The sequence below is a fragment of the Rhodovulum marinum genome, from assembly GCF_004343075.1.
Lineage (GTDB): Bacteria > Pseudomonadota > Alphaproteobacteria > Rhodobacterales > Rhodobacteraceae > Rhodovulum > Rhodovulum marinum.
In genome coordinates this window covers 13,319-31,185 of sequence record NZ_SLXP01000004.1, presented here as the reverse complement: position 1 = coordinate 31,185, position 17,867 = coordinate 13,319, and the positions used below count along the sequence as shown (strand labels likewise).

18 protein-coding genes are annotated in these 17,867 nt (G+C 67.1%); 15 read left to right on the top strand and 3 right to left on the bottom strand.

Annotated features, from left to right (window positions below; all coding sequences use genetic code 11):
* Positions 1–74 precede the first annotated feature (74 nt).
* Positions 75–770 (top strand): CoA transferase subunit A, encoded by a 696-nt coding sequence (locus tag EV662_RS07935; RefSeq protein ID WP_132461629.1) that lies wholly within the window; start codon positions 75–77, stop codon positions 768–770.
* A gap of 13 nt (positions 771–783) precedes the next feature.
* Positions 784–1,413, top strand: coding sequence for a CoA transferase subunit B (locus tag EV662_RS07930; RefSeq protein WP_132461628.1), 630 nt, complete (start codon positions 784–786; stop codon positions 1,411–1,413).
* 73 nt (positions 1,414–1,486) lie between these two features.
* Here EV662_RS07930 and EV662_RS07925 read toward each other — a convergent pair whose 3' ends face one another.
* On the bottom strand, positions 1,487–1,861 hold the full coding sequence (locus tag EV662_RS07925) for a hypothetical protein (RefSeq protein WP_132461627.1): 375 nt from the start codon (positions 1,859–1,861) through the stop codon (positions 1,487–1,489).
* 297 nt (positions 1,862–2,158) lie between these two features.
* Between EV662_RS07925 and EV662_RS07920 the strand changes: the two genes are divergently transcribed.
* The 3 genes from EV662_RS07920 to EV662_RS07910 are packed head-to-tail and all read left to right on the top strand — an operon-like array spanning position 2,159 to position 5,194.
* The gene (locus EV662_RS07920; RefSeq protein ID WP_132461626.1) at positions 2,159–3,163 is read left to right on the top strand and encodes a lysylphosphatidylglycerol synthase transmembrane domain-containing protein; all 1,005 of its coding nucleotides are present in this window, start codon (positions 2,159–2,161) and stop codon (positions 3,161–3,163) included.
* Positions 3,144–4,460 (top strand): FAD-binding protein, encoded by a 1,317-nt coding sequence (locus EV662_RS07915; RefSeq protein ID WP_132461625.1) that lies wholly within the window; start codon positions 3,144–3,146, stop codon positions 4,458–4,460. The genes EV662_RS07920 and EV662_RS07915 overlap by 20 nt, the downstream gene beginning before the upstream one ends.
* On the top strand, positions 4,457–5,194 hold the full coding sequence (locus EV662_RS07910; RefSeq protein ID WP_132461624.1) for an SDR family NAD(P)-dependent oxidoreductase: 738 nt from the start codon (positions 4,457–4,459) through the stop codon (positions 5,192–5,194). Before EV662_RS07915 ends, EV662_RS07910 begins: the two co-directional genes overlap by 4 nt.
* Before the next feature lie 93 nt (positions 5,195–5,287).
* Here the strand turns inward: EV662_RS07910 and EV662_RS07905 are convergent, their stop codons facing one another.
* Together EV662_RS07905 and EV662_RS07900 are read right to left on the bottom strand one after the other, a co-directional pair.
* On the bottom strand, positions 5,288–6,721 hold the full coding sequence (locus EV662_RS07905; protein ID WP_132461623.1) for a UbiA family prenyltransferase: 1,434 nt from the start codon (positions 6,719–6,721) through the stop codon (positions 5,288–5,290).
* 2 nt (positions 6,722–6,723) lie between these two features.
* Complete coding sequence (locus EV662_RS07900; RefSeq protein ID WP_132461622.1) at positions 6,724–7,530, bottom strand: lytic transglycosylase domain-containing protein; 807 nt, start codon at positions 7,528–7,530, stop codon at positions 6,724–6,726.
* A gap of 361 nt (positions 7,531–7,891) precedes the next feature.
* Between EV662_RS07900 and EV662_RS07895 the strand changes: the two genes are divergently transcribed.
* From EV662_RS07895 to EV662_RS07850, 10 genes are all read left to right on the top strand, one after another.
* Positions 7,892–8,119 (top strand): Flp family type IVb pilin, encoded by a 228-nt coding sequence (locus EV662_RS07895; RefSeq protein ID WP_132461621.1) that lies wholly within the window; start codon positions 7,892–7,894, stop codon positions 8,117–8,119.
* Between the two features lie 248 nt (positions 8,120–8,367).
* Positions 8,368–9,204: a Flp pilus assembly protein CpaB gene (gene cpaB / locus EV662_RS07890; protein WP_132461620.1), complete on the top strand. Its 837-nt coding sequence runs from the start codon at positions 8,368–8,370 to the stop codon at positions 9,202–9,204.
* A gap of 209 nt (positions 9,205–9,413) precedes the next feature.
* On the top strand, positions 9,414–10,841 hold the full coding sequence (locus EV662_RS07885) for a type II and III secretion system protein family protein (RefSeq protein WP_132461619.1): 1,428 nt from the start codon (positions 9,414–9,416) through the stop codon (positions 10,839–10,841).
* Positions 10,842–10,845: 4 nt separating this feature from the next.
* On the top strand, positions 10,846–11,472 hold the full coding sequence (locus EV662_RS07880; protein WP_132461618.1) for an OmpA family protein: 627 nt from the start codon (positions 10,846–10,848) through the stop codon (positions 11,470–11,472).
* Positions 11,473–11,687: 215 nt separating this feature from the next.
* Positions 11,688–12,941 carry a CpaE/TadZ family protein gene (locus EV662_RS07875; RefSeq protein ID WP_132461617.1) on the top strand — a complete coding sequence of 418 codons (1,254 nt, stop codon included), beginning with the start codon at positions 11,688–11,690 and terminating at the stop codon, positions 12,939–12,941.
* Positions 12,942–12,960: 19 nt separating this feature from the next.
* The gene (locus tag EV662_RS07870) at positions 12,961–14,385 is read left to right on the top strand and encodes an ATPase, T2SS/T4P/T4SS family (RefSeq protein WP_132461616.1); all 1,425 of its coding nucleotides are present in this window, start codon (positions 12,961–12,963) and stop codon (positions 14,383–14,385) included.
* A gap of 3 nt (positions 14,386–14,388) precedes the next feature.
* Positions 14,389–15,357: a type II secretion system F family protein gene (locus EV662_RS07865; RefSeq protein WP_132461615.1), complete on the top strand. Its 969-nt coding sequence runs from the start codon at positions 14,389–14,391 to the stop codon at positions 15,355–15,357.
* A 12-nt stretch (positions 15,358–15,369) separates the two neighbouring features.
* Entirely contained in the window at positions 15,370–16,359 is a 990-nt protein-coding gene (locus tag EV662_RS07860) for a type II secretion system F family protein (RefSeq protein ID WP_132461614.1), read from the top strand.
* 31 nt (positions 16,360–16,390) lie between these two features.
* Positions 16,391–16,924, top strand: coding sequence for a tetratricopeptide repeat protein (locus tag EV662_RS07855; protein WP_132461826.1), 534 nt, complete (start codon positions 16,391–16,393; stop codon positions 16,922–16,924).
* Between the two features lie 29 nt (positions 16,925–16,953).
* Positions 16,954–17,805, top strand: a complete 852-nt coding sequence (locus EV662_RS07850) for a tetratricopeptide repeat protein (RefSeq protein WP_132461613.1) — start codon at positions 16,954–16,956, stop codon at positions 17,803–17,805.
* Positions 17,806–17,867: the final 62 nt, after the last annotated feature.

Genomic DNA, 17,867 nt, shown 5'->3' with positions numbered 1-17,867 from the left:
AGCGCGGCATCACATTGACTCCCCGTCGCCCCTTCGCCACTACTCGGGCCGAAGGTTCAGACGGGGAGTGATCCATGAACAAGGTGTATGGCAGCGCCGCCGAGGCCCTGGACGGGCTGTTGTTCGACGGCATGTTCATCGCCGCGGGCGGCTTCGGGCTTTGCGGCATCCCGGAACTCTTGATCCAGGCGATCAAGGAGGCGGGGACAAGGGACCTGACCTTCGCCTCGAACAACGCGGGCGTGGACGATTTCGGCATCGGCATCCTGCTGCAGACGCGCCAGGTGAAAAAGATGATCTCGTCCTACGTGGGCGAGAATGCCGAGTTCATGCGCCAATACCTGTCGGGCGAACTTGAACTGGAATTCAACCCGCAGGGCACGCTCGCCGAACGCATGCGCGCGGGCGGCTGCGGCATCCCCGGCTTCTACACGAAAACCGGCGTCGGCACCGTGATCGCCGAGGGCAAGGAACACAAGGAATTCGACGGCCAGACCTATATCCTGGAACGCGGGATCGTGGCGGACCTGTCGATCGTCAAGGCGTGGAAGGCCGACACCACCGGCAACCTGGTGTTCCGCAAGACCGCGCGCAACTTCAACCCGCCGGCGGCGATGTGCGGCAAGGTCTGCGTGGCCGAGGTCGAGGAAATCGTGCAACCGGGCGAGTTGGACCCCGACAAGATCCACCTGCCCGGCATCTACGTGCACCGCCTGATCCAGGGCGAGCATGAAAAGCGCATCGAACAGCGCACCACCCGCGCGGCGTAAGGGAGAGAACGACATGCCTTGGGACCGCAACCAGATGGCGGCGCGCGCCGCGCAGGAACTGAAGGACGGGATGTATGTGAACCTCGGGATCGGCATCCCGACGCTGGTGGCCAATTACATCCCCGAGGGCGTGACCGTCACGCTGCAATCGGAAAACGGGATGCTGGGCCTTGGCCCCTTCCCCACCGAGGACGAGGTCGACCCCGACCTGATCAACGCGGGCAAGCAGACGATCACCGAACTGGCCCATTCCGCCTATTTCGACAGCGCGCAAAGCTTTGGCATGATCCGCGGCGGCAAGATCGCGATGGCGATCCTGGGCGCGATGGAAGTGTCGGAAAAGGGCGACCTGGCGAACTGGATGATCCCCGGCAAGCTGGTCAAGGGGATGGGCGGCGCGATGGACCTTGTCGCCGGGGTGCGCCGCGTGGTGATCGTGATGGACCACACCAACAAGCATGGCGAGTCCAAGCTGTTGAAATCCTGCACCCTGCCGCTGACCGGCACCGGCGTGGTGGACCGGATCATCACCAACCTGGGTGTTCTGGATGTCGTCGAGGGCGGGTTGAAGATCGTCGAATGCGCCGATGGCGTGACCGAGGACGAGCTGCGCGCCGCGACCGAAGCCACCATCGTCGATTGAGCCGCAACGCAAAACGGGGGCCGGCGGGCCCCCGTTCCGTTTTCACGCCGCCGCGGCGCAGGACGTGCGCGCCTCAGTCTTCGGCTTGCGCCATGTCCTCGATGATCGCGCGGGCGCGCGGGTTGGCGATCTCGCCCGACACGACGGTGCCCACGTTGTCGGCGAACAGCCGGGTGTTGCCGTCATCACTGGTCAGCGCCTGCGCGCGGATCAGGTCGCGGGCGCGCTGGTTCACCGGCCCGGCGGTCGACATCGTCATGTCGCTGGCGGCCTTGAAATGCACGGCGCCGTCATTGCCGGTCTGTTCGGCGGCAGATTTCAGCTGCACCAACTGGGACAGCGTGTATTCCCCCGCGGGCACGCCCAGCTGCCGCTCCAGCTGGCTTTGGGCCATCGCGGGCGCGGCGGCGGACAGGATCAGGGCGGTGGTGATGGCAAGGCGTTTCATGTCGGTCTCCTCTGTCATTTGCGGATCGGGATCCGATCCTTGGGGTTCGGGACGCGTTCGGTGCGTCGGTAGGGGGAAACTGGGCGTGGACACACCTCACTTCAACGCACAGACGCGTGCCCTCAAGGCGGCGTGAGTGCACATGCGCACAGATCATGTGCCGCTTTTCCGTGACCCCGCGCGAGAACGGCGTGATCGGCCGCAAACCGCCGGCCGCCCGCGCCCCCCTCGGCGTTGCCGTTACGGAAACGGCTTCATAAATCCGCCCCAATCTGTTGCTATGCGCGCGGTGACATGATGACGACGCGCGTTTCCCCTCCGACCGGAACCACCCCGCCGCAGCGCTGGCGCGACACGCTGCTGTTGCTGGGGCTTCTGGTGCTGGTGCTGGCCGGCCTGGCCGGGCTGGCCGCCGCCACCGGCTGGCAGGAGACGCGCGACCAGCTGTTGCGCCTTGGCCCGTTGCAGATGGCGCTGTTGCTGGGGCTGTCGCTGGTCAATTACGCCATGCGCGGGCTGCGCTGGCACCTGTTCGCGCGCCGCGTCGGCCTGCCCCCCGACCTGGTCCGCGACATGCGCCATTACCTCGGCGGTTTCCTGATGAGCGTGACCCCCGGCCGGGTCGGCGAACTGGTGCGCGTGCGCTGGATCCGCCGCGAAACCGGCCTGACGCTGGAACGCACCGCGCCGCTCTTCCTGATGGACCGGGCGGGCGACCTGGTGGCGATGGCGCTGATCCTGGCCGGGGCGCTCGCGCTTTCGACCAGCGGCATCGCGGGCGCCGTGCCGCTGGCCGCCCTCGCCCTTGCCGCCGCCGCCATCGCCACGAATTCCCGCCTTCTGACCGCGCTCATCACCCGCACCTACCGCGTCGTCGGGCGCTGGCACCGGCTGTTCGGGCGGCTGCGCGGCATGGCGCGGACGCTGGCGCATTTCTCGCATTCCGGCGTGCTGGCGGGCGCGGTGGCGCTGGGCCTGGTCGGCTGGCTGGCCGAGGGGTACGCCTTCTACCTGTTGCTCGCCTGGCTGGGCGCCGACACCTCCGTGGCCACCGCGATGGCGATCTTCGTCTTCGCCACGCTCGCGGGCGGTCTGACCGGCGCGCCGGGCGGTCTCGGCGGAGCCGAGGCCACGATGATCGCGCTCCTCACGCTCGAGGGGCTTCCCCCCGAAACCTCGATCGCGGCGACCGCGGTGATCCGGGTGACCACGCTGTGGTTCGCCATCGGGATCGGCGCGGCGATCTTCCCGGTCGCGGAACGTCTGTCGAAAAGGAAGATGCATGCAGTGGAAAACCGCTGACTACGCGGGCTGGGGCCGGGCGCGCAGCGCGCGCGGCACCCTGGCCCGCCCCGAACGCGTCCCCGCGCTGGCCAAGGCCCTGGGCGCGCGCGGCCCGGCCATCGGCAACCGCCGGTCCTATGGCGACGGGCCGCTGAACGCGGGCGGCGCCGCGATCGAGATGACGCGGATGGATCGCCTGCTTTCCTTCGACGCCGACACCGGCGTGCTCGAGGTCGAGGCCGGCGCCACCCTGGGCGCGCTTCTGCGCCTGTTCGCGCCCCGCGGCTGGATGCCCGCCGTCCTTCCCGGCACAGGGTTCGCCACCGTCGGCGGCGCCATCGCCAACGACGTGCACGGCAAGAACCACCACAACGCGGGCAGCTTCGGCCAGCACGTCCTGGCCGTCACCCTGATGACCGAGGCCGGCCCGCGCGAGGTCACGCCCGAGGGCAACCCGGGCCTGTTCCGCGCCACCATGGGCGGGCTTGGCCAGACCGGCGCGATCCTGTCGGCGCGGCTGCAACTGAAACCCATCCCCGGCCAGCGGATGCGCGTCGTCGAAACCCGCATCCCCGATTTCGACGCCTTCATCGCCGCGCTGGAGGCCTCGACCGCCGAATTCGCCGTGGGCTGGGTCGATGCCACCGCGAAACGCAAACGCCTGGGCCGCGGCATCCTGGAAGAGGGCGAACTGGTCGAGGGCACCCGCCCCGGCCTGCCCCGGCGCGCGAAATCCGTGCCGCTGGACGCGCCCGGCCTCGCGTTGTCCTGGCCGGTCGTCAAGATGTTCAACCGCTGGTACCTGTGGCGCGTGCCCGACACGGGGCGCAAGCGCACCCGCCCGCTGGACGAATTCTTCTTCCCGCTCGACGCGATCCACGACTGGAACCGGCTTTACGGCAAGAAGGGCTTTCACCAGTTCCAGTGCGTCGTGCCCCGCGACGCGGCCCCCGCGCTCAGGGACATCCTCGCCACCATCGCCAAGGCCGGGGTCGCCTCGCCGCTGGCGGTCCTGAAACGCATGGGGCCGGGGCGGGCCGGCCACCTCTCCTTCCCGATGGAGGGCTATACGCTCGCCGTCGACATGCCCGCCCGCAAGGCCAAGGTGCCCGCGCTTTACGCCCGGCTGGAGGATATGGTGCAGGCCGCCGGCGGGCGCATCTACCTCGCCAAGGACGGGCTGGCCCGGCCCGAAACCGTGGCCGCGCTGTATCCCGAACTTGACGCCTGGCACGCCGAGGTGGCGAAAGCCGACCCCGAGGGCCACAACCTGACCGACCTCGTCCGTCGGCTGAAGCTGAGGAGCGCGGCATGAGCGAGACCTGGATCATTCTCGGGGCCTCGTCCTCGATCGCGCGGGCCTTTGCGCGCAAGCTGGCCGAACGCGGCGACGGCGTGATCCTCGCGGGCCGCGACACCGCCGACCTGGACCGCGACGCGGCCGATGCCCGGGTGCGCGGCGCGCCGCTCGCCGAAACCATCCGCTTCGACGCGCGCGACCCGGCAACCTTCGCCCCCCTCGTCGCGCGCATGGCCGCCTGCGAGGGCACGGTTTCGGCGGCGGTTTTCGTCGGTTCCATGCCCGCGCAATCCGAAATCGACGCCGACCCCGCCCTGATCGACGGCGTCGTGACCGACAATTTCACCGGCCCCGCCCGGGTGCTGCAGATGCTCGCCCCCCTGATGGAGGAACGCGGCGGCGGCACCGTGGTGGGCGTGGGCTCGGTCGCGGGCGACCGGGGCCGCATCGGCAACTATGTCTACGGCGCGGCCAAGGCCGGGTTCGCCACCTATCTCTCGGGTCTGCGAAACCGGCTGACGCGGGCGGGCGGGCATGTGGTGACGGTGAAACCGGGCTTTACCGACACCGCGATGACCTGGGGGATCGAAGGGATGTTCCTGGTCGCCCCCCCCGACAAGGTCGCGGGCGACATCCTGCGGGCCGTCGAGAAAAAGCGGAACGTGATCTATACCCCGGTCTTCTGGCTGGGCATCATGTCGATCATCCGCGCCATCCCAGAACCCATCTTCAAGAAGCTTTCGATCTGATGACCGCCCCGCCCGCCGGGGCGGGGCAGTCCGATAAAAGTCATATGGGATTCATATGCGATTCATATGGAATTCATATCGCGGAATCCGGGCTCAGAACCCGAACCAGCGCTGCCACAGCCCCGCACCGTAGAACATGAAGGACAGCGCGAAAAAGATAAGCCCCAACCCCGCCCGGTCGCGCAGCGCGAACACGATCGGGTCGTAATCCTGCTTGCCGCGATAGCCCAGGACCACCATCCGCACCAGCCACGCCGCGATCGGCACCATCGCCAGCCACAGCATCCAGCGCGTCGGGTAAAGTGCCTGCGCCTGCGCGCTGAAGGAGTAGGCGAAGAACACCACCAACGCCCCCACCACGCCCAACCAGGCCACGTTCAACAGGTCCCCCCGGTCGCCCCGCCCATAGCCGCGCCCGGGCAGCCGGTCGTCGGTTTCGGCCAGCGCCAGTTCCGTCATCCGCTTGACGCAGCCCAGCGCCAGGAACACCGGGAACACGAAAACCAGCATCAGGAACGACGCCGCCACCCCCGTCGCCGCCGCCCCGGCCACCACCCGTATCGTGTAAAGCGCGGCCAGCGTCGCGATATCCACCCAGCGCAACCGCTTGAGTTTCAAGGAATATGCCAGCGACAGCGCCATGTACAGCACCAGCACCCCCAAGAAGGCCGGGCCCAGCGCCGCCCCCACCCCCAGAGCGCCCAGCCCCAGCGCCCCGCAGGCCGCCATGCCTGCACGGATCGGCACCGTGCCGGCGGCAAAGGGGCGGCGGCACTTGGTCGGGTGGAGCCGGTCAGCCTCGAGATCCAGCAGGTCGTTGACGATATAGATGCAGGACGCCGCCGCCGAGAACGCCACGATCCCCGCCAGCGCCAGCAGCAACGTCGGCCAGGCGAAATCATGCGCGGCCAGCACCGGCAGGAACAGCAGGACGTTCTTGACCCATTGATGCGGCCGCAGCGCGCGCGCCAGGTCGCGCCAGCGCCAGCCCCCCGGCACCACCTCGACGCGGCGCCCGGCGGCGTGCAGGTCCTCGACGATGCGGGCGCGCCCGCCGACCACCACCGCCCGGTCGGCCGCCTTCCACGCCGCCCGGTCCGCCGCCCCGTCGCCCGCGTAATCATAGCCCCGCAGCCCGAACGCCGCCTTCAACGCCCGCGCCCGCCCCTCGCCGGTCATCCCGCCCGGTCCATCTGCCCCGATCCCGCCGGAAAACCCATAATGGTCAGACAGTTGACCGACCAGTTCCGCATCGGCATCCGAGACCAGAACCACCTCGCGCCCCGCTTCGCGCGCGGCAAGGGCGCGTTCGGCGATCTCGGCGCGCAGCGGCAGCAGGTCGACGCGGGGCGGCGCGATCCGCGTCACCGCCCGGCGCAGCGCGCCCGGCCGCCCCAGGTGACGCGCCAGCGCCCCCAGCGTCGCGCGCGGCGCCCGGCCAAGCCCCGCCCAGACCGATTCCAGCGCCAGGTCGGTCCTCAGCAAGGTGCCATCGACATCGATGACCAGCGGCTTTGGCGCCCCCATCGCTAACCGGCCCCCCGCACCGTGAACACGCAGCCGTCCGAGATCAGCTCGGGCGGAGTCCGGCACAGGCCCCGCGCCACGGCCCAGGCCGCCAGGACCTTGGGCACGTAATCGCGCGTCTCGGCATAGGGCGGCACGCCCGCGTGGTTGCGCACCGCGCCCTCGCCCGCGTTATAGGCGGCCAGCACCAGCACCGGATCATTGCCGAATTCCCGCATCAGCCAGTCCAGGTAGGCGACCCCGCCGCGGATGTTCGCGGCGGGATCGCGCGGGTCGGATACGCCGAACCGCGTCGCGGTGGCGGGCATCAGTTGCATCAACCCGGTGGCGCCCTTGGGGCTGACCGCGGCGTGGCGGCCGCCGCTTTCCACCCCGATCACCGCCAGCGCCAGCGCGGGCGAGACCCGGGTGCCGACGGTGGCCAGCAGGATATCGGTTCCGTGCAAGGCGGCGATGTCCTGCAGATGTTGCAGCCGCGGCGCGGGCACGCCTTCGCCCAGCGGCGGGTTGGCCAGCGCGGCCAGCGCCGGGGCCAGCCGCCCGGGGCCGCCATCGGCCAGCGCCGGCGAAACCTGCGCCCAGAACCAGCCGGGCCCCGGGGCGGGCGCGACCGGGTCGGCCTTTGCGACGGGGGCCGCGGGCGGGGCGGGCGCGACCGGCTGAACCTGGATGGTGATGCGCCGTTTCGCACCCGGCTCGGGCGGTTTGACCCGCTTGAACGTGAAGTCCGGCCAGGGCGGCGGTTCGGCCGCAGCCGGGCCCGCCAGCGCCACGGCGGCCACCATGGTCAAGACCAGCCTCAACGCCATTTTCCGTCCTGCCTGCCCGTTCGGTCCGCTTTTGGTTTACTATGCAGAATCCGTCGCCAAACGCCACATGGAATGGCCGATCGTTGCCGCACCCGGTCCCATCACCAGACCGGCAGCCCGGACGATCACCGGCATTCGCCTAAAATCCTAAACTTTTTATCACGCGATTTCATGGCGTTATCAATAAATTCCGCGAAACTCTCCACAGGGCGGAAATTGACAAGCCTCAGCCAAACTCTTGCCCGATTCGGATGGCCTTATACCCCCATGCCGAGGCGGTTACGGGCCATGTCAGAGGCCGGCCCGACAGTCTCCGACAAGGCACGTTGAAGCGAGCGAGCATCCTATTGGAGGGACCAAAATGAAACTGTTCGAACTGATCAAGCGTTTCCACAGCGACGAATCCGGCGCCGTGACCGTGGACTGGGTCGTGCTGACCGCCGCGATCGTGGGCCTGGGCATCGCGGTTCTGAGCACCGTGAAAACCGGCGTCGACGACCTGGCCGGCGACATCAAGGGCGCGCTGACCTCGGCCAGCGTCAAGAACCTGGGCACGCTGGGCTGGGACGGCAACGAAGCCAACCCGTAATCCGCCATTCACGCAACGACCAAAGGCAAAGGCCGCGTCCCCGGGATGCGGCCTTTCCTGTGCCCGGGGACCATGCAGCGCATCCCCACAGACCACTTTCGGACGATTGTTTCGTTTTCGCAGAATATCCGCCTTCGGGCCGCGCTGTGACCCTGATTTCGCCGCAATTGCCCGGCACCCTGACGCGGAAAAGCAGGTTTGGACATGTCCGGCCAACGGCCCGGGCATGAGCTGAGAAAGGACATGGCATGCGTATGATCTTTGGCCTCGTGCTGATCGTGGGGCTGGGCCTTGCGGGCTTTGCCGTCTACATGGCCCAGGGCTATATCCAGAAATACGAACGCCAACTTGCCGAGGAACGTGCCGCCCGCGCCAACCAGGTGGAACTGGTGACGGTCGTGGTCGCCAAGGAGGACTTGCGCTATGGCCAGCGGGTGACGCTGGAGAACCTGCGCCCGGTGAAATGGCCCAAGGACTCGCTGCCCAAGGGCGTCTTCCAGACCCGCGAGGACTTGTTCCCCGAAGGCGGGCCGCAATTCCGCACGGTACTGCGCGCCATGGAGGCGGGCGAACCGCTTCTGGCGGTGAAGGTGACCGAACCCGGCGCCGATGCCGGGCTGACCTCGCGGCTGGCCCGCGGCATGCGCGCCTTCGCGATCCGGGTCGACGTCGCCTCGGGGGTGTCGGGCTTCTTGCGGCCGGGCGACACGGTCGACGTGTTCTGGACCGGCCAGTCGCAGAACAAGCAGGTCACCCGCCTGATCCAGACCGGCATCCAGCTGATCGCGGTGGACCAGATCGCCGACGAAGATACCTCGCGCCCGCTGATCGCGCGCACCGTCACCGTCGAGGCCACGCCGCAGCAGGTCGCGGCGCTGGCCCAGGCGCAATCGACCGGCCGGCTGTCGCTGTCGCTGGTGGGCGCGGGCGATGACGAGGTCGTCGAGATGGTCGAGGTCGACCAGAAGACACTCCTGGGAATCGAGGACGCCCCGGTGATCGTCGAGGAGAAAAAGGAAGTCTGCACCATCCGCACGCGCCGCGGCGCCGAGGTGGTCGAGATCCCGATCCCCTGCACGAACTGATCCCACCCGCCCCACAACCTGTTGCGCGCCGGACCGCATCTAGCGGTTGCGGCGCGCACTGTTGTCAGATCTTGGGTTGTTGCGAGATATCCACATAAAGCGATTTCCGCAATTGCTTGAATCTTGCATTAAAACCTCGCTTGGCCCATCCTGCCCCGGACAAGGGCGCAAAGACCCGACCTGAGGCGTGATCGGAAAGGCAGGATCACATGAAAATCAAGATGCTTATGGCGGCCGGCCTGGTGGGCCTGGCGGCCACGATGGGCACCGTTGCGGATGTGCAGGCGCAGACGCTGCGCACCCTGACCGGCAAGGCGACCGGCCAGCTGACCGTTCCGATGAACCGCGCCGTGGTCGTCGAGAGCGATGAGATCTTCGCGGAACTGTCCATTTCGAACCCGTCCATCGCCGATATCTCGACGCTGTCGGATCGCACGATCTACGTGCTGGGCAAGTCGCCGGGGCGCACCACGCTGACGCTTCTGGGCCCCGATGGCAGCCTGATCACCAATGTCGAGGTCCGCGTGACCCCGGACATGAGCGAGTTGAAGGAACGCCTGCGCGAGGTTCTGCCGGGCGAGGCGATCGAGGTGCGCTCCGCGAATGACGGCCTGGTGCTGTCGGGCACGGTCAGTTCGGCCCAGGCGGTCGACCGGGCGCTGGATCTCGCCTCGCGCTATGCGCCCGAGCGGGTCTCGAACCTGATGACGGTGGCGGGCAGCCAGCAGGTGATGCTGAAGGTCCGGTTTGCCGAGATGAACCGGTCGGTGTCCAAGACGCTGAGTTCGAGCCTTGCGTTCAGCAACGTGCTGAGCGGCAATTCCACCAGCATCCTCGGCGGCACGATCACCGCGACCGAGGGCGACAACCTGGGCACCTTCGCCACCACCCCGCCGCACCTGGCCCAGCGCTCGCGCAACAGCACGGGCGTGTTCTCCCTGGGTGTGGGCGTTGGCGATTTCGAACTGAACATCCTGCTCGAAGCGCTTGAATCCAAGGGCTTCGTCCGCACGCTGGCCGAACCGAACCTGACCGCGCTGTCGGGCCAGAACGCCAGCTTCCTGGCGGGGGGCGAATACCCGATTCCGGTCGTGGGCGACAACGGCGAGATCACCGTCGAATTCAAGCCCTTCGGCATCTCGCTGGACTTCACGCCGCGCGTGGTCGGCGAAAACATCAACCTGCGCCTGAGCGCCGAGGTCAGCGGGATCGACCCGTCGGTCACCTATTCCGACGGCGGCATCACGATCAGCGGCTTCTCGAACCGGCGCACCGAGACCACGGTGGAACTGCGCGACGGCGAGAGTTTCGCGGTGGCGGGCCTGTTGCAGGACGATTTCGCCAGCCTCAAGGGCCAGGTGCCGTGGCTGGGCGACATCCCGATCCTGGGCACGCTGTTCCGCAGTTCCGAGTACGAGCGTGACCAGACCGAACTGGTGATCATCATCACCGCGCACCTGGTCAGCCCCACCCGCGGGGAGGCGCTGGCGCTGCCCACCGACCGGGTGCGCCCGCCGAGCGAACGCGAACTGTTCCTCTTCGGCGAGCTGTCCTCGCCCAACACGCCCAAGAAAGGCGCCGCGGGCGAAGTCGCCCGGCAGGATTTCAGCGGCTCCTACGGCTATGTGATGGAGTGAGACCATGCGTGCCACCCTTGCCTTCCTGACGCTGGGCGCCACGGTCGCGCTGACCGCCTGCAGCCCGCAACAGATCGTCGATTTCAACCGCCCGGCCGGCGACAACCTGGACGACGGCCAGTTCGGCAACGCGACGATGAACAACACGCTGGTCCAGACCGGCGACCGGGCGATGGCGATCAACCTGAACCGCCGTTTCGCAGCCGAGGTCGACAGCACGATCAACTTTGCCTTCGACAGCGCCCAGCTGGACGGCGAGGCGCGGGCCAAGCTGGACCGGCAAGCCGCCTGGATCGCGCAGTACCCTTACGTGAAATTCCGCGTCTACGGCCATACCGACCTGGTCGGCAGCCCCGCCTATAACAAGGCGCTGGGAATGCGGCGCGCGCGGGCGGCGGTCAACTACCTGGTGACGCGGGGCATTTCGCGTGCACGGCTGCAGGCGGTGGTGTCCTACGGCGAAACCCAGCCGCTGGTCGTGACCGAGGGCCGCGAGCGCAAGAACCGCCGCACCGTGACCGAGGTCTGGGGCTTCCTCGAACCCAAGCGCCTGCTCCATGACGGCAAGTACATGCAGCGCACCTACGGCCTTTACGTCCAGAGCGCCCAGGAAGCACACGATACGGAATAGGTGCCCCGCCCCCTTGGCGCCCCGGTTCGGCCAACCACCGGGGCGCGAGACGGCCGGAATTCCAACAATTTCGGCTTTTGGGCCGTAATGTTGCCCAGATTGGCCTTCACATTCCTTCTTTGAGAGCAGTGCGCCCGGCGGCGAGTCGGGCGCGGGCGGGTTCGGAACGCGGCCAGAAGGCCCATCGCCTGCCCGCAAGGAGGGAAGTGGACAAGATGACGAGTACGGCGGCTTTGCATTCCGATCCGGCCCCGGTGATCGCCTGCACGGTGTCCCGGGACATTCAGAACTTCGATCTGCTGATCGAGGACATGGAAACGGAACTGGGGGAAAGCTGGGGCGATCTCGCCTTTCCGGATGCCAACAGCTTTTTCGAACAGCCCGATGCGCGGTCGCTGGAATTCATCGCGGTCGCCGTCGATGACCAGGACGAGGAAAACATCGCGTTCATCGGCGAAATCGTCCGCAACGCCAAGAAACGCGGCATCAAGGTCATCGTCATCGCCGAGGAACTGAGCCCGATCGCGCTGCACCAGCTGATGCGCGTGGGCGCCGATGATTTCGTTCCCTACCCCCTGCCCGAAAAGGCGCTGCACGAGGCGATCGAGAGGGTGCGCCGCCCCGATCCGGCGGCCGGTCTTGCCCGGGGCCCCGACGGCCAGCCCGCCCCCGCGGTCTCGGCCTCGAACCGCGATGGCGTCGTTCTGCCGGTGCACGGCCTGGCCGGCGGGGTCGGCGCCTCGACCTTCGCGGTCAACCTGGCCTGGGAACTGGCACAGGCCGCCAAGGGCACCAACAGCCGGGTCTGCCTTCTCGATCTCGACCTGCAATTCGGGTCAGTCTCGACCTACCTGGACCTGCCGCGCAAGGACGTGGTGTTCGAACTGCTGTCCGACCTGTCCTCGCTGGACAGCGAGAATTTCATGCAGGCGCTGCAAAGCTATAACGACGATCTGCACGTGCTGACGGCGCCTGCCGACATCATCCCGCTGGACCTGGTCACCCCCGAGGACGTGCGCACGCTGATCGACATGGCGCGCTCGCAATTCGAATTCGTCGTCATCGACATGCCCACGACACTGGTTCAATGGACCGAAACGGTGCTGAGCCAGGCGCATGTGTATTTCGCCCTGCTCGAACTGGACATGCGGTCCGCCCAGAACGCGCTGCGGGTGATCCGGGCGCTGAAATCCGAGGACCTGCCGCATGAACGGCTGCGCTACGCGATGAACAGGGCGCCGAAATTCGCGGACCTGTCGGGCAAGAGCCGGGTAAAGCGGATGGCCGAAAGCCTGGATATCGACATCGAGATCCAGCTGCCCGATGGCGGCAAGGTGGTATCGGAGGCGGGCGATCACGGCCTGCCGCTGTCCGAAACCGCGGCCAAGGCACCGCTGCGCAAGGAAATCCAGAAACTCGCGACCTCGCTGTTCGAACTCGGCCAGATGCCGGCCGCGGCCGAGGCATGACGAAGGAACGGTAGGCCCCATGTTTTCCCGCTACAAGAAAGCCGATGCCGGCGCGGCCCGCCCGGCCAGCGCCCCCCAGATGCAGAACGCCCCGGCCCCCGTGCCGCAGCCCCAGGCCGCGGCCCGCACCGTCCCGGCCAAGCCCGCCCCCGCCGACAAGGAGCGCAAGCGAAAGGAACGGCTGGGCGAGCTGAAGGTCGAGCTGCACAAGCGCCTTCTGGAGAACCTCAACCTCGCGGCGCTGGAACATGCCGACGAGAAGGAGTTGCGCGCGGAAATCCAGGCCATCGCCGGCGAGGCGCTGGAAGAGATGAGCATCGTCCTGAACAAGGACGACCGCCAGCAGCTGAACCAGGAACTGTTCGACGAGGTCACCGGGCTTGGCCCGCTGGAGCCCCTGTTGAAGGACGAGACCGTCAACGACATCCTGGTGAACGGGCCCAAGCAGATCTTCGTGGAACGCGCGGGCAAGCTGACGCTGACCGACATCACCTTCAAGGACGAACGCCACCTGTTGCGGATCATCGACAAGATCGTGTCCGCGGTGGGCCGGCGCGTCGATGAATCGAACCCCTATGTCGACGCCCGCCTGGCCGACGGATCGCGTTTCAACGCGATGGTGCCGCCGATCGCGGTGGACGGCAGCCTGGTCTCGATCCGGAAATTCAAGAAGGACAAGCTGGGCATCGAGGACCTGGTGAAGTTCGGCGCCTTCACCGAGGAAATGGCCGCCTATCTTCAGGCCGCGGTGGCGACCCGGCTGAACGTCATCGTCTCGGGCGGGACGGGCTCGGGGAAAACGACGACGCTGAACGCGCTGTCGTCCTTCATCGACAACGCCGAACGGATCCTGACGATCGAGGACACCGCCGAACTTCAGCTGCAGCAGACCCATGTCGGCCGGATGGAAAGCCGCCCGCCCAACGTCGAGGGCAAGGGCGCGGTCACCCAGCGCGACTGTCTGAAGAACGCGCTTCGGATGCGGCCCGACCGCATCATCGTCGGGGAAACGCGGGGCGAAGAGGTCATCGACATGCTGCAGGCCATGAACACCGGCCATGACGGCTCGATGACCACGATCCACGCCAACAACGCCCGCGACGCGGTCAGCCGCCTTGAAAACATGGTCGCGATGGCGGGCATCGAGATGCCGCTTAAGGCGGTGCGCAGCCAGATCGCCTCGGCCGTGCACCTGATCGTGCAGGCCTCGCGCCTGCAGGACGGCTCGCGCAGGATGGTCTCGATCACCGAGGTGACGGGGATGGAGGGCGAGGTGATCTCGATGCAGGAGGTGTTCCGCTACGAACGCCTCGGCTTGGAACCCGACGGCAAGATCCTCGGCCGGTTCACCGCGACCGGCGTGCGCAGCCACTATTCCGAACGCTTCCGCCAATGGGGTTACGACCTGCCGGCAAGCATCTTCGAACCGAACAGGGGAATGTAAGCGATGCAGATCAGCGCGGAACCAATCATCTACGGCCTGATCTTCGTCTCGGTGCTGGCGCTTGTCGAGGGCCTGTACCTGACGGTCTTCGGCAAGTCGATCAGCCTGAACGCCAAGGTCAATCGCCGGCTGGAAATGCTGGAAAAGGGCACCTCGCGCGAGCAGGTGCTGGAACAGCTCCGCAAGGAGATGCACCAGCACATGAACGCCCGCGGCATCCCGCTCTATGCGCTGCTGGCGGACAAGGCGCAAAAGGCCAACATCGCCTTCACGCCGAACCAGCTGATCATGATCATGGCGCTCTTGGCCGCCGTCGCCTTCCTGGGGCTGACCGTGGGCACCGCCGCGGCGCTGCCGGTGCGTGCGCTGGTCGCCGTGGCGATGGGCGTGGGCGGGGTCTATGTCTGGGTCAACAAGAAGGCCAAGAAACGCCTTGGCCTGATCGAGGAACAGCTGCCCGACGCGGTCGAACTGATGGTGCGCAGCCTGCGGGTGGGGCATCCCTTCGTTTCGGCGATCAACATCGTGGCGAAAGAGGTGCCCGACCCGCTGGGGTCCGAGTTCGGCATCATCGCCGACGAGGCCGCCTATGGCCGCGACGTCGGCGAGGCGCTGAAGGACCTGGCCGAACGCTGCGACATGCAGGATTTGCGCTTTCTCGCGGTCGCGGTGACGATCCAGCAGCAATCGGGCGGCAACCTGGCCGAGGTTCTGGACGGCCTGGCCAAGGTCATCCGCTCGCGCTTCAAGCTGTTCCGCCGGGTCAAGGCGATCACCGCGGAAGCGAAATGGTCGGGCATGTTCCTGTCGGGCTTTCCCATCGCCGCGATCCTCATGATCTCGGTTCTGAAACCCGACTATTACGACGAGGTGAAGGAAACCGCCGCCTTCATCCCCGCGGCGATCGCCGTCGGCGTGTTTCTGGTCGTGAACGTGATCTTCATGCGGATCATGGTCAACATCAAGGTCTGAGGAGCCGACCCCATGGACATCATCGCCACGATCAACAGCGCCCTGACCGACCGCTTCGGCGAGTTGGGGCCGCTTTACGCGCTGGGCGCGCTCGGGCTGTTGATGATTGCCCTGACCCTGCCGGCCCTGCTGAAAAAGCGTGTCGATCCGCTGGACAAGCTCAAGCGCGAAACCCGCGAGATGAAGGCCGCCGGCAGCCGCGACCCCGCCACCTCGCTGCGGCCCACCTCGCGCGCGGACAAGCTGGAGCGGTTCTCGAACTTTCTCGAACCGCAGAACGAGGAGGAATTCTCGGCGATCCGGCTGAAGCTGATGCAGGCGGGCTACCGGCACAAATCCTCGGTGCGGACGTTCCATTTCGCCCAGCTCGCGCTGGGCATCGGGCTGCTGATCCTGGGCGTGTTCTATACCGTCGTCAAAAGCGCCAGTGCCGAGATCAGCACGACCAACATGCTGTTGAGCGTGATCATCCCCGGCGCCGTCGGGTATTACCTGCCGAAATACTGGGTCGAACGCCGGCTGCAGACGCGCCAGCAGGAAATCACCAACGGCTTCCCGGACTCGCTGGACATGATGCTGGTCTGCGTCGAGGCGGGCCAGTCACTGGACCAGTCGATCATCCGGGTGGCCAAGGAAATGCGCGCGGGCTTTCCCGATCTGGCCGAGGAATACGAGACCGTCGCCCAGGAAATGAAGGCCGGCAAGGACAAGGTGCAGGTGCTCAAGGACATGTCCGAACGCTGCGGCGTCACCGACATCTCGTCCTTCGTCACCGTGCTGATCCAGTCGGCCACCTTCGGCACCTCGATCGCCGAGGCGCTGCGGGTGTTCTCGGCAGAGATGCGCGACAAACGCGTGATGCGCGCCGAAGAGAAGGCAAACGTCTTGCCGACCAAGCTGACACTGGGCACGATGATGTTCACGGTTCCGCCGCTGCTCATCATCCTGATCGGCCCCTCGGTTTATGCCATCTACAACACGCTATCGACTTCGAGCTTCTGACATCCGGGTACGCGGCCCGATCGTGGCCGCGATGATCGCGCTGGCCGCCTGCCAGCCGTCGGGGGGGCTTGGTCCCGGCTACCAGGGCCTGCCGCCGCCCCCCGGCACGCCCGAGATCACCGAGGCCGTCGACGGGCTGATCGTCGGGCACCGGCTGATGGCGGCGGGCGAATACGAACTGGCCCTGAAGGCCTATTACCGTGCCGCGGCCGACCAGGGGATGACCGCCGACGTACTGTCGGCGGTGGGTTCGGCCAACCTGCGCCTGGGCCGGCTGGGCCAGGCCGAGACCCAGCTGCGCCGCGCGCTGGACCAGGATGACCGCTTCGTGCCGGCCTGGAACAACCTGGGCGTAGTCCTGATGGAGAAGGGCGAGGTCGGCGAGGCACGGCGTGTCTTCGAAACCGCGTTCGCGCTGGATAGTGGCCATTCGGACGACATCCGGCAAAATCTTTTGCTGGCTATCGCAAAAACCGGCGATACCGCCTATGCTGAGCCCAATAAAAACGATTTCGAACTGGTGAGGCGCGGCAGCGACCGGTACCTGCTGCTCGCCACGCCGTGAGGCCAGAGCAGCAGAGGACGCAGGATTTCATGCGCCACCTATCCCTTATCCCGATCTGCGTCATCAGTGCGCTTGCCCTGTCGGGCTGCCAGCGCGCCGGCGAGGCCGAGGTCGAACGCGCCGTCCAGGACGTGATCTCGACCGACGAGAGCAACCTCAACGACATCATGATGACGGTGGCCGACCCCGACGAGGCGGTCGCCTATTTCCGCCGCAACCTGGACCAGCAGCCCGAGAAGATCAGCTTTCAGCGCGGGCTGGCCAAGTCGCTGATCCGCGCCAAGCGCAACACCGAGGCCGCGAGCGCCTGGGCCCGCGTGGCCGACCACCCCGAGGCCACCCACGAGGACCGGGTCGACTATGCCGATGCGCTGATCCGGGTCGGGGAATGGGACAAGGCCGAAGGTGTTCTGGACGCGATCCCGCCCACCTATGAAACCTACCGGCGCTACCGGCTGGAGGCGATGGTGGCCGATGCCAACAAGGAATGGGCCAAGGCCGACAGTTTCTACGACACGGCCGCCGGGCTGACGACCAAGCCCTCGGGCGTGTTCAACAACTGGGGCTATTCCAAGCTGACGCGCGGCGATTACAAGGGCGCCGAGCGGCTGTTCACCGAGGCGATCACATATGATCCCGGCCTGTTCACCGCCAAGAACAACCTGGTGCTGGCCCGCGGCGCACAGCGCAATTACGACCTGCCGGTGATCCAGATGACGCCGACCGAGCGTGCGCAACTGTATCACACGCTGGCGCTGACCGCGATCAAGCAGGGCGATGTCAGCATCGGCAAGGGCCTGTTGCAGGACGCGATCGACACCCATCCGCAGCATTTCGACCCTGCGGTGCGCGCGCTCAAGGCGCTGGAGGCGCGGGGCTGAGCGGGCGGCAAGGCCCCTCGACCGCCGCCGGGCCGCCTTATCGGTGCCGGATTTCGCCGCAA

Coding starts and splice junctions, on each gene's coding strand:
- EV662_RS07935 (WP_132461629.1), top strand. CDS start 75: ATGAACAAGGTGTATGGCAGCGCCGCCGAGGCCCTGGACGGGCTGTTG.
- EV662_RS07930 (WP_132461628.1), top strand. CDS start 784: ATGCCTTGGGACCGCAACCAGATGGCGGCGCGCGCCGCGCAGGAACTG.
- EV662_RS07925 (WP_132461627.1), bottom strand. CDS start 1,861: ATGAAACGCCTTGCCATCACCACCGCCCTGATCCTGTCCGCCGCCGCG.
- EV662_RS07920 (WP_132461626.1), top strand. CDS start 2,159: ATGACGACGCGCGTTTCCCCTCCGACCGGAACCACCCCGCCGCAGCGC.
- EV662_RS07915 (WP_132461625.1), top strand. CDS start 3,144: ATGCAGTGGAAAACCGCTGACTACGCGGGCTGGGGCCGGGCGCGCAGC.
- EV662_RS07910 (WP_132461624.1), top strand. CDS start 4,457: ATGAGCGAGACCTGGATCATTCTCGGGGCCTCGTCCTCGATCGCGCGG.
- EV662_RS07905 (WP_132461623.1), bottom strand. CDS start 6,721: ATGGGGGCGCCAAAGCCGCTGGTCATCGATGTCGATGGCACCTTGCTG.
- EV662_RS07900 (WP_132461622.1), bottom strand. CDS start 7,530: ATGGCGTTGAGGCTGGTCTTGACCATGGTGGCCGCCGTGGCGCTGGCG.
- EV662_RS07895 (WP_132461621.1), top strand. CDS start 7,892: ATGAAACTGTTCGAACTGATCAAGCGTTTCCACAGCGACGAATCCGGC.
- cpaB (WP_132461620.1), top strand. CDS start 8,368: ATGCGTATGATCTTTGGCCTCGTGCTGATCGTGGGGCTGGGCCTTGCG.
- EV662_RS07885 (WP_132461619.1), top strand. CDS start 9,414: ATGAAAATCAAGATGCTTATGGCGGCCGGCCTGGTGGGCCTGGCGGCC.
- EV662_RS07880 (WP_132461618.1), top strand. CDS start 10,846: ATGCGTGCCACCCTTGCCTTCCTGACGCTGGGCGCCACGGTCGCGCTG.
- EV662_RS07875 (WP_132461617.1), top strand. CDS start 11,688: ATGACGAGTACGGCGGCTTTGCATTCCGATCCGGCCCCGGTGATCGCC.
- EV662_RS07870 (WP_132461616.1), top strand. CDS start 12,961: ATGTTTTCCCGCTACAAGAAAGCCGATGCCGGCGCGGCCCGCCCGGCC.
- EV662_RS07865 (WP_132461615.1), top strand. CDS start 14,389: ATGCAGATCAGCGCGGAACCAATCATCTACGGCCTGATCTTCGTCTCG.
- EV662_RS07860 (WP_132461614.1), top strand. CDS start 15,370: ATGGACATCATCGCCACGATCAACAGCGCCCTGACCGACCGCTTCGGC.
- EV662_RS07855 (WP_132461826.1), top strand. CDS start 16,391: ATGATCGCGCTGGCCGCCTGCCAGCCGTCGGGGGGGCTTGGTCCCGGC.
- EV662_RS07850 (WP_132461613.1), top strand. CDS start 16,954: ATGCGCCACCTATCCCTTATCCCGATCTGCGTCATCAGTGCGCTTGCC.